At 56.7% G+C, this 17,314-nt stretch carries 12 protein-coding genes; 1 reads left to right on the plus strand and 11 read right to left on the minus strand.

Going from position 1 to position 17,314, the window contains the following annotated elements:
• Positions 1-59 precede the first annotated feature (59 nt).
• The 6 genes from ispG to JGF26_RS08685 form a co-directional block, all read right to left on the minus strand.
• Entirely contained in the window at positions 60-1,178 is a 1,119-nt protein-coding gene (ispG, locus tag JGF26_RS08660) for a flavodoxin-dependent (E)-4-hydroxy-3-methylbut-2-enyl-diphosphate synthase (protein ID WP_023308814.1), read from the minus strand.
• Between the two features lie 26 nt (positions 1,179-1,204).
• Positions 1,205-2,221: a cytoskeleton protein RodZ gene (gene rodZ, locus JGF26_RS08665; RefSeq protein ID WP_108090903.1), complete on the minus strand. Its 1,017-nt coding sequence runs from the start codon at positions 2,219-2,221 to the stop codon at positions 1,205-1,207.
• A gap of 293 nt (positions 2,222-2,514) precedes the next feature.
• Positions 2,515-3,681, minus strand: a complete 1,167-nt coding sequence (locus JGF26_RS08670; protein ID WP_134707664.1) for a bifunctional tRNA (adenosine(37)-C2)-methyltransferase TrmG/ribosomal RNA large subunit methyltransferase RlmN — start codon at positions 3,679-3,681, stop codon at positions 2,515-2,517.
• 169 nt (positions 3,682-3,850) lie between these two features.
• On the minus strand, positions 3,851-4,282 hold the full coding sequence (gene ndk / locus JGF26_RS08675) for a nucleoside-diphosphate kinase (RefSeq protein WP_003860625.1): 432 nt from the start codon (positions 4,280-4,282) through the stop codon (positions 3,851-3,853).
• Between the two features lie 156 nt (positions 4,283-4,438).
• Entirely contained in the window at positions 4,439-6,763 is a 2,325-nt protein-coding gene (gene pbpC, locus JGF26_RS08680; protein WP_134707817.1) for a peptidoglycan glycosyltransferase PbpC, read from the minus strand.
• A 1-nt stretch (position 6,764) separates the two neighbouring features.
• Positions 6,765-11,717 (minus strand): alpha-2-macroglobulin, encoded by a 4,953-nt coding sequence (locus JGF26_RS08685; RefSeq protein WP_134707663.1) that lies wholly within the window; start codon positions 11,715-11,717, stop codon positions 6,765-6,767.
• 193 nt (positions 11,718-11,910) lie between these two features.
• Between JGF26_RS08685 and sseA the strand changes: the two genes are divergently transcribed.
• Positions 11,911-12,759, plus strand: a complete 849-nt coding sequence (gene sseA / locus JGF26_RS08690) for a 3-mercaptopyruvate sulfurtransferase (RefSeq protein WP_028016088.1) — start codon at positions 11,911-11,913, stop codon at positions 12,757-12,759.
• A gap of 31 nt (positions 12,760-12,790) precedes the next feature.
• On the opposite strand, the gene sseB is transcribed toward sseA, so the two are convergent.
• The 5 genes from sseB to hscA are packed head-to-tail and all read right to left on the minus strand — an operon-like array spanning position 12,791 to position 17,302.
• Positions 12,791-13,567: an enhanced serine sensitivity protein SseB gene (gene sseB / locus JGF26_RS08695; protein WP_134707662.1), complete on the minus strand. Its 777-nt coding sequence runs from the start codon at positions 13,565-13,567 to the stop codon at positions 12,791-12,793.
• Positions 13,568-13,572: 5 nt separating this feature from the next.
• Positions 13,573-14,859 (minus strand): aminopeptidase PepB, encoded by a 1,287-nt coding sequence (gene pepB, locus JGF26_RS08700; RefSeq protein ID WP_028016086.1) that lies wholly within the window; start codon positions 14,857-14,859, stop codon positions 13,573-13,575.
• Positions 14,860-14,912: 53 nt separating this feature from the next.
• Positions 14,913-15,113: a Fe-S cluster assembly protein IscX gene (gene iscX / locus JGF26_RS08705; RefSeq protein ID WP_003860650.1), complete on the minus strand. Its 201-nt coding sequence runs from the start codon at positions 15,111-15,113 to the stop codon at positions 14,913-14,915.
• Between the two features lies 1 nt (position 15,114).
• Positions 15,115-15,450, minus strand: coding sequence for an ISC system 2Fe-2S type ferredoxin (gene fdx, locus JGF26_RS08710; RefSeq protein ID WP_014071345.1), 336 nt, complete (start codon positions 15,448-15,450; stop codon positions 15,115-15,117).
• Between the two features lies 1 nt (position 15,451).
• Positions 15,452-17,302, minus strand: a complete 1,851-nt coding sequence (gene hscA / locus JGF26_RS08715; RefSeq protein WP_134707661.1) for a Fe-S protein assembly chaperone HscA — start codon at positions 17,300-17,302, stop codon at positions 15,452-15,454.
• Between the last annotated feature and the right edge of the window lie 12 nt (positions 17,303-17,314).

The following is a 17,314-nucleotide window of genomic DNA, read 5'->3' on the forward strand; positions in this document are numbered from 1 at the left end:
AAAAAAAACCCAAAGAATGGGTTCAATCATACATGGGAAGCTCGCGGCTTCCCATCACGTTATTTTTCAACCTGCTGAACGCTGATACGCTGTGTCTCGTCCATCATGGCCGCTTTGGCACGGATGCGGGCTTCAAGCTGGTCGATCATGTCGCTATTATCCAGACGATCTTTACGAACGCCATCTTCATAGAGACCACTTTTCTTGTTACCGCCGGTCACGCCCAGGGTTGACACCAGCGCTTCACCCGGACCGTTCACCACACAGCCGATGATGGAGACGTCCATCGGGGTGATGATGTCTTCCAGACGCTGTTCCAGAGCATTCACCGTTCCGATCACATCAAACTCCTGACGTGAACAGGTTGGGCAGGCAATGAAGTTGATCCCACGTGCGCGAATACGCAGCGATTTCAGGATATCGAATCCGACTTTGATCTCTTCGACCGGATCGGCCGCCAAAGAGACGCGCAGGGTGTCACCGATCCCTTCGGAGAGCAGCAGCCCCAGACCGATCGCGGATTTTACCGAGCCGCTGCGCAGACCACCTGCTTCGGTGATCCCGAGGTGCAGAGGCTGGTCGATCTGTTTTGCCAGCAGGCGGTAAGACTCCACCGCAAGGAATACGTCAGACGCTTTTACGCTGACTTTGAACTGATCGAAGTTAAGACGATCGAGATGATCGACGTGACGCATCGCGGATTCGAGCAACGCCTGTGGCGTAGGCTCACCGTACTTTTCCTGCAGATCTTTTTCCAGGGAACCGGCATTGACGCCGATACGGATAGGAATATTTTTATCGCGGGCGCAGTCCACTACCATGCGGATACGCTCTTCGTTACCGATATTGCCCGGGTTAATACGCAAGCAGTCGACGCCGTATTCGGCCACTTTCAGGGCAATGCGGTAGTCGAAGTGGATATCAGCCACCAGCGGAACGCTGACCTGCTGTTTGATCAGCTTAAACGCCTCAGCGGCGTCCATGGTCGGGACGGAGACGCGAACAATGTCCGCGCCTACACGTTCTAATGCTTTGATTTGATTGACCGTCGCTTCCACATCGGTGGTGCGCGTGTTGGTCATCGACTGAACGGCGATAGGTGCCCCATCGCCGATTGGCACATTCCCAACGTAAATCCGTTTCGATTTTCTACGTTGAATCGGAGCCTGGTTATGCATGAAAAATCTCCCGCGTTGCCCGTCTGTTACTGTGCTGCTGATTGTTCGGCATTAACGGTAAGACGTGCAACCTGGTTAGTTCTGATAAAGCGGCTCAGGTCGACAGGTTTTCCTTGATACTGGATCTGTACCGCTGCCGGAGCGCCGATTTTAAGTTTATAAGGAGCCTGGCCGGTTAGGTTTAACGTGCCATCTTTACGCTGCAGGCCGCTGAACAGTTTTTTACCTGTTGCGTCAGTCACTTCCAGCCAGCAGTCGGCGTTAAAGTTCATCACCAGCGCATTCGGATCAGCGGCTGCCGTGGCAGTGCCTGCCGGGTTGGTTGGCAGAGAGGCTGCGGTATTGTCCGTAGGCTGACTGGCCGCTGGCGCGTTCGCCGCCGTATCAACATTAGCCTGAGAAGGGGAAACCACCGCGTTTTGATCCTGAGCCAGAGGCGCAGCGGTGTTCGCCGTTGCTACCGGGGTCTGCGCTGTACCGGTCGCCGACGCGTCTGGCGCTGCGGTCTGTGGCTCGCTGGAGGAAGCTGCGCCGTCGGTATTCAGCGGCACGCTCTGGCCGTTCTCACTTCCGGCCTGGTTCAGTTCGGCGGAGGATTGATCGGCCATGGTGGTGATCTCTTCCTGCTGCGCCTTGTGGTTTTGCCACCACCATGCGCCGGTCAGACCGATCACCACAAACAAGACCAGCCAGGTAAAGCTCATCAGCCAGCCATCACGTTTTTTACGACGTTTCCCCAGGGAGAAAGTCTGCATCGGCGCAACTTTCGCTGCACGTACCGGTGCCTGCTTCTCCATCATCGGCAGTAATTCGTTTTCGGGGATGTGCACCAGTTTTGCGTAAGAGCGGATATAACCGCGCAAGAACGTTGAAGCCAGATCGGCAGGTGCCTTATCTTCTTCAATATCGCGAACCGTGGAAACCTTCAGGCACAAGCGTTCTGCAACGGCTTGCTGGCTGAGTCCGAGTTGTTCACGGGCGTTGCGAAGACGAACGCCAGTGGAGAGTGCTTCATGTTGGTCGTGAGTGGCTTCAGTATTCATTCGCTACAACTACTGGTACGTGAAAAATAAGGGTTCAGGCGCCGGTGAGTCACAATGCCACCCGCACCGCGAAACTTCTGGTCAGTTAACCGTGAACAGACAGTATAAGACTGTCTGCCCGGAGATGACAGTACAGCCCTGCCCGTACGGCTAAACTGTTGTTACGTCGTTACATACTGCCCGAAAGTCGAATGAAACGCACCGTAATTATTACTCAGTCATCACGAATCTGACTGATTATTCAGTAAGATTATGCTTCACGGCGCAGATAATGCGCCGTGAGTGCATAATAATCAAACAGCTTTGACCGCAATTGTCTCACCCTGCATGCGTTTACGCAGGGTGCGTTTGGTACGGTCAATGACATCACCTGCCAGCTGTCCGCATGCGGCATCAATGTCATCACCACGAGTTTTACGCACGATGGTGGTGAAACCATACTCCATCAGCACTTTGGAGAAGCGATCGATACGGCTGTTCGAGCTACGTCCATAAGGTGCGCCCGGGAACGGGTTCCATGGAATCAGGTTGATTTTGCATGGCGTATCTTTCAGCAGTTCAGCCAGCTGATGTGCATGTTCGGTACCGTCGTTAACATGGTCAAGCATCACGTACTCGATAGTGACACGGCCCTGGTTCGCGTTAGATTTCTCCAGGTAACGACGCACGGCAGCGAGGAAGGTTTCGATATTGTACTTTTTGTTGATCGGCACAATTTCGTCACGGATTTCATCGTTTGGTGCGTGCAGGGAGATTGCCAGCGCAACGTCAATCATATCGCCGAGCTTGTCCAGAGCAGGCACAACACCGGAGGTCGACAACGTCACGCGACGTTTAGACAGACCGAAACCGAAGTCATCCAGCATGATTTCCATCGCCGGAACGACGTTGGTCAGGTTCAGCAGTGGCTCACCCATGCCCATCATCACCACGTTGGTAATGGGACGCGTACCTGTCACTTTTGCTGCGCCCACAATTTTTGCGGCACGCCAGACCTGGCCGATAATTTCAGAGACACGCAGGTTACGGTTAAAACCTTGCTGCGCGGTAGAGCAGAATTTGCACTCCAGCGCACAGCCTACCTGAGAGGAGACACACAGCGTGGCGCGGTCTTCTTCCGGGATGTAGACGGTTTCAACGCGTTGATCGCCTACGGCAATCGCCCATTTGATGGTGCCGTCAGAAGAACGCTGCTCTTCCACCACTTCTGGCGCACGGATCTCTGCAACTTCTTTGAGCTTATTACGCAGGACCTTGTTGATGTCAGTCATGTCATCAAAATTGTCGCTGCAGTAATGGTACATCCATTTCATCACCTGATCGGCACGAAACGGCTTCTCACCCATCTCTTTAAAGAACTCGCGCATCTGCTGACGGTTCAGATCCAGCAGGTTGATTTTTCCATTTTTATTTGGAACCGCAGGCATGGCGACTTCGGAGGTATTCACTAATTCAGACATAATATTTTCCGGCCTCGTTGTTACACGTTATGGCCCATGGAGGGTTGAATAGAAACGCCCCGGAAAGCAGTCTGCTCGTCCGGGGCGTTGCATTGTACAAACTCTGACGCAGGGATGCCACGTCTGGACGCGGCATTTACGAAAATAATGTGTAAACGAAACCGTTAAATTAACGGGTACGTGGACACACTTCGCCTTCTGCGAAGAAGAAAGCGATTTCGCGGGCAGCAGATTCAACAGAGTCAGAACCGTGAGTACCGTTCTCGGTGAAGCTGTCAGCGTAGTCAGCGCGCAGGGTACCTGCCAGCGCGTTATCCGGGTTGGTTGCACCCAGCAGGTCACGGTGACGCTGTACTGCGTTTTCGCCTTCCAGTACGGATACAACGATCGGACCAGAGGTCATGAACTCAACCAGGCCGTCAAAGAATGGGCGACCTTCGTGCTCAGCGTAGAAACCGCGAGCCTGTTCAACGGTCAGGTGCAGCATTTTAGTGCCAACAATCTTAAAACCTGCTGATTCAAAGCGAGCGAAGATGCTGCCAATAACGTTTTTTGCCACCGCGTTTGGTTTGATGATGGAAAAAGTACGTTCAATAGCCATGATAACCTCTGTCAATGTTCTGTTGTTTTGCATACCTGAGTATGGTGTGGCGCGGATTATAATGAGCAATAGCGCCATTGCCTATGGATTCAGGTAACATTTTTTTAAAATAAGACGAGTTTTAGCAACAGCTCACATCTGAAAGCTGTTTTCTGATCACTGAAGCGTAAAATTCACCGTCGCGACCTGCCCGCTCTCATCCATAACGAGTAACTGATAATCGCCCGATTTATCAAGCTGTAATGTGTAAACTCTCCCTTTCACACTCAGCGGTTCACCGTTCAAAAACCACCAGCGCTCGCCGCTATTGCCGGTCACCTGAAGGGGAAGCGAAACGCGGGGCTCACCAGGTAGACGTTTGATAACGGCCCCCTCGCGCACGCCGGTCAACATGAGCGGAGCAGGTGCATCCTGTGACAACGGCGGACACGTTGCCGAAGAGGGAGGAACCCGGACCGCGCGACGTTCGGTTGCAGGCAGCCACGGCTCCAGCGGCAGCGGCCAGACATCAAGGACTTTTTCAGTTGCGTCAGGGCAGTCTGCCGCAACGCGTTTGCCGGTTTTATCCAGCCATACCGGGAAACGAATGCCGCGTATGCCTTCCTGTTCCGGTAAAAGCAGCGTGGGTGGTTCACTCCCCTCAAGTAACCACGTCGAAAGACGACGTCGGCAGTTTTCACTGCCTTCCGGCAGCGACTGGCCGCCCGGCCAGCAGATCACGCCCCGCCCTACGCTTTCCGGACGCGGATCGCGCGGCAGACGGGCTTCGTCTACCGTTGAGCGCGACTGAATCAGGTTATTCACCTGATTTAACAGCGGCACGGCACTGGCAAAACCAAACTGCCCCGCCACCGGCGTGCCGTCTGGTCGTCCGGTCCAGATGCCAATCACGTAACGGGCATTCAGGCCAATCGCCCAGGCATCGCGGTAGCCGTAGCTGGTCCCTGTTTTCCACGCCAGCGGCGCGATTTGCGGTAGCGCGTTATCCGGTAGCGGCTGCGCCTCATTCGCCAGAATACGACGAATAATCCACGCCGAGCCTTGTGACAATAACGGACGTTCAACCAGCGGATCGCCTGGCTGTAAACGCAATCGTCCCGCTTTACCGTGTCGGGCAAAGGCGCTGTAGGCTGCCGTGATGTCCGCCAGTCGTGCGCCTGCACCTCCCAGTATCAGAGAAAGGTTTGGCTGAGCGCCCGCAGGCAGTATAAGCGGCAAGCCTGCATTGCTCAGCATCCCGGCAAACCGTTTTGGCCCATACGCTTCAAGCACCTGTACCGCAGGCAGGTTGAGGGAGCGCACCAGCGCTTCACTCATACTGACCGGTCCGTGGAACCCACTGTCAAAATTCCCCGGGCGATAATCACCGGTTTTTCTTGGAACGTCCTGAAGCAACGACGCGGGATGGATCAGGCCATCGTCCAGCGCCATACCGTAGATAAAGGGCTTCAATACCGATCCCGGGGATCGGATCGCATTGACCATATCCACATGGCTGAAACGACTGTCATCGTTGATATCCACCGATCCCACCCAGCCGCGCACTTTCATATCGGTATGATCGACCACGATCATCGCCAGCGAGCTGCGTGCAGGCAGGCGGGATTTCCAGTTCATCGCCAGCTCTTCCAGCTGCCGTTGCAGTCCGGCATCCAGCGTGGTGACAATTTTCGTGTCACGACTTTTACCGAGCATCATCCGTGCAAAGAGCGGCGCCAGCTGCGGCATCTGTCGTGGTGCCAGCCATACCGCTTCTTCACGGGATTCTTTGACCTGTTTTGCAGACCAGACGCCTTGCGTCGCCATCCGGTCGAGCACTTTATTGCGCGCCGCTTCGGCCCGTTCAGGCCAGCGGTCCGGGCGTAAACGACTCGGAGCCTGAGGAAGCACCGCCAGCAGCGCCGCATCGGAATAGCTGAGCTGCGACGGCGGTTTGCCGAGATAGGTCCAGCTTGCGGCTCCCACCCCCTGCAACGTGCCGCCAAACGGGGCGCGGTTGAGATAGAGCGTGAGGATCTCGCGTTTGGAAAGATGCCATTCCAGCTGCATCGCCCGCCAGAGTTGACGAATTTTGCCGCCAAAGGTACGCGGATGTGGATCCAGCAGGCGCGCCACCTGCATGGTGAGCGTGCTGCCGCCAGAGACAACCTTTCCGGAAGAGAGATCCTGCCAGGCCGCACGAAGAACAGAGAAAGGGTTCACGCCAGGATGATCCCAGAACCAGCGATCTTCATACTGGATCAGGGCCTCAAGATAACGGGGAGAGACCTCTTCAATCGTCACCGGGTAGCGCCAGATCCCGTCGCTATCGGCAAAACGCCAGAGCGGCGTCCCCTTTTCATCCACCACGACCCGCGCAGGGTTGACCTCTTTCAGAGGCAACGGCCACAGGCGGTCAGCAACGAAGATCAGCCCCCATAAAACGAGAAGCGCTCCCGCCAGCCAAAGCCAGCGGGAGCGTATCAAAGGTGCCATCAGCATATTACGGAACAACAATCAGCGGGCCACTGGCCGCACCCGTTGCCCGCCACTGCGGAACATACATGGATTCAACCATCGGAACCGGCACCTGGTAGGTTCCCGGCGTGACCGCACGGGCCAGGTAGACCAGCGTCACCGGCTGTCCTTCATTGACAGGAACTGCCGCCACGAAGCGATCGTCACGGAACTCCATATGCTGAATATCCGCCTGCTGCATCTGACTGAGCAAGTTCTGCACTTCGCTACCGCTATCCTGCAGGCTGGCGCTACTGCTCGCCAGGTTCTGGTTTTCCAGTTCCAGCCCAGCCGGGAGCAGATCGACAACCAGCGCGTCAGGCACGTTCTGACTGGCCTTGACTTCGAGCCACACCAGCACCAGCTCCCCGCTCCTCAGCTCAGAAAGAGACTTCGTGCTGCCGTCGGTTGCCAGAATATGGCGTTCAACCTGCAATACGTTAGAGGCTGGCTGAGGCGCGTATTCCGGATAACCCGTACTGTCCAGGCGCACCCACAGCGGTGTCGTACCGGTATTGGTCACCTGCAGTGCGCCAAGCTGATCGCCATTCACATTTTGGATCAGCGATTTATCCCCACCTGAAGCGGTATCAGACAACGAGGTTTTCGCCTGCCATGCCCCTGACAAGGTTTGCAGCGAACGACCGGCCAGGAACAGCGCATTACTCTCCTGAGTGGACAACCAGCGCTGGCTGAAGGCTTGTTCAGACAAGGCATTCAACAGCGTATTTTGCGAATCCGGCAGCAGCTTGTACTCCTCCAGGAGGGAGAGCATCAGTGCGTTATCACGCAGGACGCTACCGTAATCGGCCATCCAGGTTTTACTGTCGTTACGCGGTGTTTTGAGTGCCAGCTCCAGCGCCTGCTGGCTGCGCGGAGCATCACCCATCAGTTTAAGTGCCATACCCAGTTGCATCAGCGGTAGCCCGGAAGCCGCTTGCCCGTGGCGCTCCCAGATCTCACGCAGCGCACCCAGTGGCGCTTTTTGCTGACGCGCCAGCACCAGTGCAGCGTAAGCCTGTACGGCGAACTTGCTGGCCTGAGTATCGTCGCTATAGCGAATGGACATCATGCCCGGATCCTGCAGATAACGCAGCAGGCGGCTATTGGCGTTATTCACCGCATCGACAGGTACGCTGTAACCCTGCTCGCCCGCGCGCACCAGGAAGTCAGTAACGTAGGCGGTCAGCCAGTACTCTTCCGGGCCATTTTTGTCCCAAAGAGCGAAACCGCCATCCTCACGCTGCATCTGCAGCAGACGGGAGATACCGATATCAATGGCCGCGCGGCGTTTGTCGTCCGTATCACCTTTGATGCCAAGTGCAGTGAGTTGCGCCGCATTGGTGTAGAGCGACGGGAACAGACCGCTGGCAGTTTGTTCCAGACAGCCATACGGATAAGCCTGCAGCTCGCGAATATAACGCGCCAGATTGAGCGGCGGTTTGCCGCTCAGTAACAGTTGCCCCTGCAGGGTCGCAGGAGAGAAACCATTGATATGCTGCGCAGGTGCCGTCCAGGACTCACCAGGGTTCAGCATAGCCCCCGTATTCACCGTCTGGGCCGGGAACGCCGGACGCACGCCGATTTTCCAGCTCTTCTGCTGCGGTGCGAAAGTCTCGCCCGGAAGCTGCAGGCCGGTAACCTGCGCGGTCACTTCACCGTCGCCATAACCGTCCAGTGCACGTACGGGAATAAACAGCGTACTGCGTGCGCCAGGAGATAACTGAACCGGCTGCGGCTGTGCGCCTTCAAGCGACAGTTTACCGGTCGCGGTCAGGGCGATGTTCAGCGTCTGCGGCTTGTCAGTCAGGTTGGTGAGATCCAGCGTCAGCCGCGAGGTGTCTCCACTTGCCAGGAAGCGTGGGGTATTCAGCTCGGTAATGACCGGCGCGGCGACAATGACTTTGCTTTCGCTGCTGCCGAAATCATCTTCCGTCCAGGCCTGCGCCATCAGGCGCAGCTCACCGTTGAAATCGCCAATCGGCAGCGTAACGGTACCTTCCCCGTTGGCATCAAGCGTAACCGGCTGAGCCTGCTGGGCGATAATGGTGACGTGGTTCACCGGCGGTTTGCCACCACGCTTGAGTTCATCTCCGTCACCACCAAAACGCAGTGCGGCCATACGGCCCTGACCTTCAATGACCTGGCCGTAGATATCGTAGATATCTGCGCCATAACGCTTCTGACCGAAGAAGGCTTGCCACGGATCCGGCGTGACGTAATCGGTAATGTTCAGCACCCCGCTGTCCACCGCCGAAAGCAACACGTTCACTTTCTGCGGAGCCGCGCCCTCTTTCACGCTGGCTTTCACCTTCACAGAGAGCGTCTGGTTCGGACGCATCTTCTGCGGGTTGTCCAGGGCAATGTTCAGACGGCGATTTTCGTCGCCCATCGGCAGGTGCAGCAGACCCACCGCACGTTTTGGCGTAGCGGATTTGGATTTGTCCCCAGGGCGTACCACCAGCGTGCTGAGATAGAGATCGTGGCGTTTCCAGGCCTTATCCACCGGAATAGAGAGATCAAGCCCGTTTGCCGGTACGTCGATCTCTTTCCACCACAGCGGACCTTCGCTGGATTCGATCATCGCATAGCCTTTGCCTGCCGCCGGCGCAGCAATATGCAGTTGAATCGTATCCCCTGGCTGATAAGACGGTTTATCCAGTTTCAACGTCACGCGGTCAGGACGCGCAGCCCCTGTGCCGTCGCTGTTATCCTGCCAGCTATACCCTGCCCAGAAGCGCACGCTGCTAACCATCTCGTCAGGTGCTTTAACTTCAAGACGATAAGAGCCCCACTCCACCGGGAAGGTAACTTTGCCGGTTTCATCCGCCTTGAGGCTAAGCTCCTGCTCGCCTTCGATCAGATCTTTTTGATCAAACTGTGACTGCCAGCCTTCGCTTTCTGACCAGTTCCAGTAGTAGTCCCGGCGCTCGCGGATCAGGCGAACCTGTAACCCGGAAACAGCCTTTTTCGCCCCGCTGGCATCGGCATAGACAATGTCAAAGCTGGCGTTGCCATTTTCATCAACAATTGGCTGGTTGACTGTCGTATCGGTACGGTAGTCATAAACGGCTTTGCTGGCGAACTGGGGGCGGATACCTGGCAGCTCAGCCGCGGGCCAGATAGCCTGCTCAGCACGACGCGTTACCGGACGACCACCCGACTCCAGCAGGCTGGCCTGCAGAATCAATTGCAGAGGAGAGTGCACCTCTTTCCACTGGCTTTCGGTGGAAACCTGCCCACGCCCCTTATCATCGAGAGTCAACTGAACTTCATCCAGACTGCGGCTCAGGTTCTCCTCGGTGATATCACCAAACTGGAAGCCCGGCAGCGCAGCAACGGCCTCACGCAGTGGACGCAGGAAAAGCTGGCCCTGCAGGGAATTACCGTTGGCCGGCGCACCGTACAGGTAATATCCCACCACGTTAAAGTCGACGTTGTCCTGCGGTGAAACCGGCGTTTTTTGTCCAGTCAGATTCAGCGCCATACGCTCTGGCATAAAATCTTCGACGTGGAAATCCCACAGACGCTGCAGGTTATCCCCCGTGTTGGCGCGGACATGCCACATGCCGGTCTGCGCCCCGCTGTCCAGCGGATAGTTAAAGCGATAGAGGCCGTTCTCTGGCTGGACGACAATCGTGCGCGCTACCTGCCCATCCGGACGCAGCACGTCAAGTTTCACGGGCTGATCGGGTAGTGGTTTACCGTCACTGTCACGAAGCAAACCGTTAAGGATCACCGTTTCGCCAGGGCGGTAGAGATCGCGCGGGCCAAACATAAAGAACTGCTTGCTGTAGCCCGGCGCACCTGCAATATCAAACTCAGCCAGATCGAGGGCCGGTAGCTTAAGGTCAAGCAGCGTAGTTTGCCCGTCTTTACTGGCAAGGATCAGCGCGGCCTCTTTGTCGGTCTCAAGCTTTGCATGACCATCGCCATCGCTGTTCGCTTCGGCAAGCGTCTGCCCTTTATCGTTCAACAGGGTGACGGTCACACCAGACTGCGCCGCACCGTTTTCCAGACTCTGGGTAAAGATATCCAGGCGGTTATGGTAACGGTGAGCGGACAGCCCAATGTCGCTTAAGGTAAAGAGAGTCGCAGCGTTGCTGTAGTTATAGTGCCCCGCCTGGTTCATCACCGCGATATAGACCCCAGACTGCTGAAGCGGCTTAATATCCTTCAGGGGCAACAGCAATTTTTCACGCGTGTTGCGCGCCGGGTTGAGGTCAAAACGTCCGGTGTAAACCAGATCCGCCATCTTCAGCAGATTGTCGGATTCCCAGTTTGTCAGCGAATTACGGTATTCCCACTGACTGACAAACGAGGCCAACGATTCCGGCTTCACGCGGTAGAAATTCACGTCCACATTGTTGACGTTGAGCGCCATCACCGGCAGACCTTCCACCACCTTGCCCGGCAGCAGTGAGCCCCGGCTGGCGAAACCGACCGTCGGTTCAACATCCCGGGTGGTCAGGGCTTTTTCATAATCAATACCAAATGTCGCTTTGTTCAGCGCCTGCAGGCCACGTTCAACGGTAACGACCAGATTGCGATTGGGCTCCAGATGGCGCAGACGCAGCTCTTTCAGGTTCGGCGCAAGTTCCCACGCCCCGTCAACCTTGCCACTTTTCTTATCCACAACATGCACTGTTTTCGCGAAATCCTGATCGGGATTCAGCGGGACAGAGAAGGTCAGCACCAGTGTTGATGCGCCATCGAGCTGCACTTCAGAGGCATCCAGCAGGGTTAGCGCTTTACCCTGACTCTGTGCCGCAAGTTTGGCCAGCTTTTCAGCATCGGGTTTTTCCACTGCTTTCGATGCCGATGAGGTGGATGCTGCGGGAGCCGCAGCCTGAGATTTATCGTCGCTGTTATCACAGCCGACAAGCGTAAACGTGGTGAGCAGCGCGAGAGAGAGCGCGGCTAAGCGAAACGGTTTCATCCTTTGTCCCTGGCCCATGGAGCCTGTTGGTCGTCGTCCGGATAAGTATTATCCGCAAGTTTCACTAATTCAAAAAGTCCAATTTGAGAATCCGTAAAATTAAGGGGTGGCTCGCGACTTGAACGCAGTTTGCTTGTCGACGTCAGAAAAAACACCGACAATTCTTTTTTACGGAAAAGAATGGAGGCACCCCATGACTACCTCATATTTTGTCGCCGCCGACTGGCTCATTGAGCACAGCGACGACCCGGAAGTCCAGATTATCGATGCGCGAATGGCCCCAGCCGGGCAGGAACATCTCCGCGATATGGTCGCGGAATACCGCGCAGGCCACCTGCCTGGTGCGGTATATTTTGATATTGAAGCCCTCTCCGATCACACCACTCCCCTGCCACACATGCTGCCACGTGCGGAAGCCTTTTCTGTGGCGATGCGCGAGCTGGGCATCAACCAGGACAAGCATCTGGTTGTCTACGATGAGGGCAACCTCTTCTCCGCGCCGCGCGCGTGGTGGATGCTGAAAAACTTCGGCGTCGAAAAGGTCTCGATTCTGGCAGGTGGTCTGGCTGGCTGGAAGCGCGATGAACTGCCGCTGCAACAGGGTGAAGTCACGCTGGCGGAAGGCGATTTCGATGCGACGTTTGCCCCACACGTGGTGAAACGCCTGACCGATGTACTGGTGGTTAGCCATGAAAAAACGGCACAAATCGTCGATGCCCGCCCAGCTCCGCGTTTCAATGCCGAAGCGGATGAGCCGCGTCCAGGGCTGAAGCGCGGTCACATCCCGGGCGCACTGAATGTACCGTGGGGCGATCTGGTATTTGAAGGCGAACTGAAAACCACAGACGAACTTCGCGCTATTTTTGAGAGTCAGGGTGTGGATTTACACCGTCCGATTATTGCCAGCTGCGGCTCCGGCGTAACGGCTTGCGTGGTGATCCTGGCGCTCGCCACGCTCGGTGTAAACGACGTGACGCTCTATGACGGCGCCTGGAGCGAATGGGGAGCCCGAGACGATCTGCCGGTTGAACCCACCAGATAAACTCACGGGGTGAATATTCACCCCGAAAAGTTTATATGATCCGCGTGGTTTTGAGATCGCGCAGGAAACCGCCCCAGCGACGCTCATAGAACGGGGTGATATGCTCAGTAATAAAGTGGCTGATGCCCTTCTCTCCGTTCTTCACCTGGCAAATATCAATCGGCTCATCACCCGGCAGCGTATCGGTGGCCACGCTGCCCGCCGCCTGAATGATCTCGTCGATATCACCATCAGCTTCAATACCGATCAGCAACACCGGCTGTTCGTCTGCATGCTCTTTAATTGAACAGAGGAACGCGCGTCTTACCGGTTTCAGGGTTTTGAACAACGTGGTCAGCGAATCGATCATCTGCGCAGGCGGTTCCGCCACTTCAGACAACAGCAGCGTTTCGCCCCCTTCCAGCACCTCTTGCGTGCTGAGCGGGTTACCCTCTTCGCCAATCAGATGGCTGATTTCACGCGGGGTGAACTCTTTTCCGGTCGGCAGCTTCGCGTTGAGGAACAGCGTCTGGCCGAGCGTCATTTCAAACAGGGTACGTACCGGCATCACCACGAACGCCTGTTCGTCTTCAACCGCTTCCTGCAACGCTTCCAGCGAGGTGAAGAACGGGATCACCGAAGTGCCGTCGTCTTTCTCCCAGTGCAGCAGATCCAGCGCGCTGTCTTCTACGACCTGCTCACCTTCCGCGGCGGTACCCGGCACCCAGACGGTGGATTCCAGCAGCGTGCGGAAAAATGCCGGACGATGGGCAGGCTCGGTTGCCGCCTGCTCCAGCAGGGTTTCTAATTCGTTTTTGGTTTCGGACATAACAATTACTCAGCCGTCAGCAGGTTCGCCACGGTACGCACACCCAGACCCGTTGCGCCCGCAGACCACTGCTCAACCGCCGCTTTACGGTACGTTGCAGAGCAGTCGATGTGCAGCCAACCTTCCTGGTAGTTCTCAACAAAGTGAGACAGGAAACCGGCTGCGGTGCTCGCACCCGCCGGGTACGCCGCGCTTGCGGTGTTGTTCAGTTCAGCAAAGTTGGACGGCAACTGGTTACGGTGGAACTCGGCCAGCGGCAGACGCCAGAACGGCTCGTTCTCAGCGGCAGCACTTGCCAGCAGGCGCGCGGCCAGTTTGTCGTCGAAGCTGAACAGCGCATGGTAGTCGTTACCCAGCGCGGTTTTTGCCGCGCCGGTCAGGGTTGCCATGTCGATGATCAGTTCTGGTTTTTGGGCAGAGGCGTCGATCAGGCCATCGGCCAGCACCAGACGGCCTTCGGCGTCGGTGTTCATCACTTCAACGTTTTTGCCGTTGCGGTAGCGAATAATATCGCCCAGCTTGAAGGCATTGCCGCTCACCATGTTGTCAGCACAGCACAGGTAGAGCTTCACACGCTTGTTCAGACCACGGGTGATAGCAAACGCCAGCGCGCCGGTAATGGTGGCCGCGCCGCCCATATCGGACTTCATGGAATCCATGAACGCGCTCTGTTTCAGGCTGTAGCCACCGCTATCGAAAGTGATGCCTTTCCCGACCAGGCAAGCAAAGACTGGCGCTTCTTTATCGCCAGTTGGGTTGTAATCCAGAGCCAGCAGCACAGGAGGACGCTCAGAACCACGTCCTACAGTATGGATGCCCATGTAGTTCTGCTCGCGCAGATCTTCACCTTTGGTGATGCGGTAAGACATTTTGTCGCCCGCCACACCACACAGCAGGTCAACAGCACGTTGTGCCAGCTGTTCCGGGCCCAGCTCTTCTGCCGGGGCATTGATGGTGTCGCGCACCCAGTCGATAATGGTCAGACGGCTTTCCAGCTCTTTCTGCCCCGCGGCATCAAGGTTCGCCCACTCAATTTTGCGGGTGCCTTTCGGCCCTTTGTAGCCCGCCCAGAACGCCCAGCTGCGGTCGGTGTCCCAGCCTTCGCCGTCGAGGGTGACATGCTTAATGCCCAGACCATCCACTTTGCGCGCCGCGCGCTGGATCAGGCCCAAATCATCTTTGCCCGTCAGGTGCAGGGTAATACCGTCGTTGTTGATGCTGTACGTGGCTTTTTCTCCCCAGCGTGCGTCTGCAGGCTGTGTGGAGAGCGTAATCTTCATCGCTTCGGTCATTTTATTTATCCTTATTAGCAAACGGGCCGCCTGAAGGCAGCCCGTAAGGTGATTTATTCTGCTTCATCTAACCAGACTAACAGAATCGCCTCCAGAATTTTTTCATTGGATGCGTTTGGATCGTCGTCAAAATCCTCTAAATCGCAGATCCACTGGTGCATGTCGGTGAATCGTACGGTCTTCGGATCGAGATCCGGGTTCGCATCGTAGAGCGCTTCGCCGATTTCACGGCTGTCTGTCCACTTCAGTCCCATATTAATGCTCGCGTGCGTGGTTGATGGTGTAGCGTGGGAATTCCACGACCAGATCTTCATCGGTCACCAGCGCCTGGCAGCTTAAGCGGCTGTCTGGCTCCAGACCCCATGCTTTATCCAGCATGTCGTCTTCGTCTTCGGTGCTCTCGGCGAGAGAGTCGAAACCTTCACGCACGACGCAGTGGCAGGTAGTGCAGGCACAGGATTTTTCACAGGCGTGTTCCACTTCGATACCGTTACGCAGGGCAACATCGAGAATGGTTTCACCGGTCTTCGCTTCCAGAACAGCACCATCCGGACAGAGGTCCGCATGAGGCAAAATAACAATCTTTGGCATATTAAACCTCGTCCACGGACTGGCCTTTCAGCGCGACGCGGACAGATTTGTCCATGCGGCGAGCAGCAAAGTCCTGTGTTTGTTTATCAACGTTTTTAATGGCTTCTTCTATTGCATCAGCGTCATCGCCTTGCGCTACGGCACTTAAGTGTGCGGCAGCGTCGTCAATGACCTGGCGCTCAGCGGCGCTTAACAGCGCGGCATCGGCAGCGAGCGCGCCGTTCAGGCTTTCCAGCACGCGTGCGGCTTCAACTTTTTGTTCAGCCAGCATACGCGCCTTCACATCCTGCTCAGCGTAACTCATTGAATCCTGAATCATGGAGGCGATTTCGCCATCGGTCAGACCATAGGATGGTTTCACCTGAATAGATGATTCAACACCGGTGGATTTTTCCATCGCCGTGACGCTCAGCAGGCCGTCCGCATCCACCTGGAAGGTGACGCGAATATGCGCCCCGCCCGCAGGCAGCGCCGGGATACCACGCAGCGCAAAGCGTGCCAGAGAGCGGCAGTCCTGCACCAGCTCGCGTTCGCCCTGCATCACGTGGATGGACATCGCGGTCTGACCATCTTTAAAGGTGGTGAACTCCTGCGCGCGCGCCACCGGAATGGTGGTGTTACGCGGGATCACTTTCTCCACCAGGCCGCCCATGGTTTCTAAACCCAGCGACAGAGGGATGACGTCCAGCAGCAGCATTTCGCTGTCCGGCTTGTTGCCAACCAGAATATCGGCCTGGATAGCGGCGCCCACGGCAACCACTTTGTCCGGGTCGATGGAGGTCAGCGGCGTGCGGCCAAAGAACTCGCCCACGCGCTCGCGCACCAGCGGCACACGGGTTGAACCTCCCACCATGACCACTTCCAGCACCTCTTCAGCCTCAACGCCCGCATCTTTCAGTGCACGGCGACAGGCCAGCAGGGTACGTTTCACCAGCGGGGCAATCAGATCGCTGAACTGGTCGCGGGAGATGTCACGCTGCCAGCCTGCGACATTCACGGTGACTGACTGTGCATCACTCAGCGCAATTTTTGCCTCGATGGCCGCATCCAGCAGTTCACGCTGTACGCGAGCATCGCTGCGATCGCTGATGCCTGCCTGCTCGCGAATAAAATCGGCCAGCAGATGGTCGAAGTCATCGCCGCCCAGTGCGGAATCCCCGCCGGTTGCCAGCACTTCGAACACGCCACGGCTTAAGCGCAGGATCGAGATATCAAAGGTACCGCCACCGAGATCGTAAACCGCAATCACCCCTTCCTGACCGGAGTCGAGGCCGTAGGCAATTGCCGCTGCCGTCGGTTCGTTCAGCAGGCGCAGCACATGCAGGCCCGCCAGACGCGCGGCGTCTTTGGTGCCCTGACGCTGTGCATCGTCAAAGTAGGCCGGTACGGTGATCACTACGCCGTCTAAATCGCCGCCGAGCGTCGCCGTAGCGCGCGCCGCCAGCGCTTTCAGGATATCAGCAGAAACACGGATCGGGTTCAGCAGACCGGCCGCAGTCGCGATCATCGGCAGGCCGTTTTCACTGGCCTGGAGCTGATACGGCAGATGCGGGTAACGGGTCTGAATATCGGCCAGCGAGCGGCCCATCATGCGCTTTACAGAGCTGATAGTATTGGCCGGATCGCGCGCGGCATTGGCGCGGGCGTCATAGCCAACCACGTGACCCTGCTGCTGGTAGTGGACCACGGAAGGCAGCAGATGGCGGCCCTGCTCGTCAGCCAGCGTTTCCGCCTGGCCGCTACGCACGGTCGCCACGAGAGAATTGGTGGTGCCCAGATCGATACCCACCGCCAGACGACGCTGGTGCGGTGCGGCACTTAAGCCAGGCTCACTAATTTGTAATAAGGCCATAATTGCTTCCGA

Source organism: Enterobacter sp. E1 (assembly GCF_016809815.1).
Classification (GTDB): domain Bacteria; phylum Pseudomonadota; class Gammaproteobacteria; order Enterobacterales; family Enterobacteriaceae; genus Enterobacter; species Enterobacter adelaidei.

Coding starts and splice junctions, on each gene's coding strand:
- ispG (WP_023308814.1), bottom strand. CDS start 1,178: ATGCATAACCAGGCTCCGATTCAACGTAGAAAATCGAAACGGATTTAC.
- rodZ (WP_108090903.1), bottom strand. CDS start 2,221: ATGAATACTGAAGCCACTCACGACCAACATGAAGCACTCTCCACTGGC.
- JGF26_RS08670 (WP_134707664.1), bottom strand. CDS start 3,681: ATGTCTGAATTAGTGAATACCTCCGAAGTCGCCATGCCTGCGGTTCCA.
- ndk (WP_003860625.1), bottom strand. CDS start 4,282: ATGGCTATTGAACGTACTTTTTCCATCATCAAACCAAACGCGGTGGCA.
- pbpC (WP_134707817.1), bottom strand. CDS start 6,763: ATGCTGATGGCACCTTTGATACGCTCCCGCTGGCTTTGGCTGGCGGGA.
- JGF26_RS08685 (WP_134707663.1), bottom strand. CDS start 11,717: ATGAAACCGTTTCGCTTAGCCGCGCTCTCTCTCGCGCTGCTCACCACG.
- sseA (WP_028016088.1), top strand. CDS start 11,911: ATGACTACCTCATATTTTGTCGCCGCCGACTGGCTCATTGAGCACAGC.
- sseB (WP_134707662.1), bottom strand. CDS start 13,567: ATGTCCGAAACCAAAAACGAATTAGAAACCCTGCTGGAGCAGGCGGCA.
- pepB (WP_028016086.1), bottom strand. CDS start 14,859: ATGACCGAAGCGATGAAGATTACGCTCTCCACACAGCCTGCAGACGCA.
- iscX (WP_003860650.1), bottom strand. CDS start 15,113: ATGGGACTGAAGTGGACAGACAGCCGTGAAATCGGCGAAGCGCTCTAC.
- fdx (WP_014071345.1), bottom strand. CDS start 15,450: ATGCCAAAGATTGTTATTTTGCCTCATGCGGACCTCTGTCCGGATGGT.
- hscA (WP_134707661.1), bottom strand. CDS start 17,302: ATGGCCTTATTACAAATTAGTGAGCCTGGCTTAAGTGCCGCACCGCAC.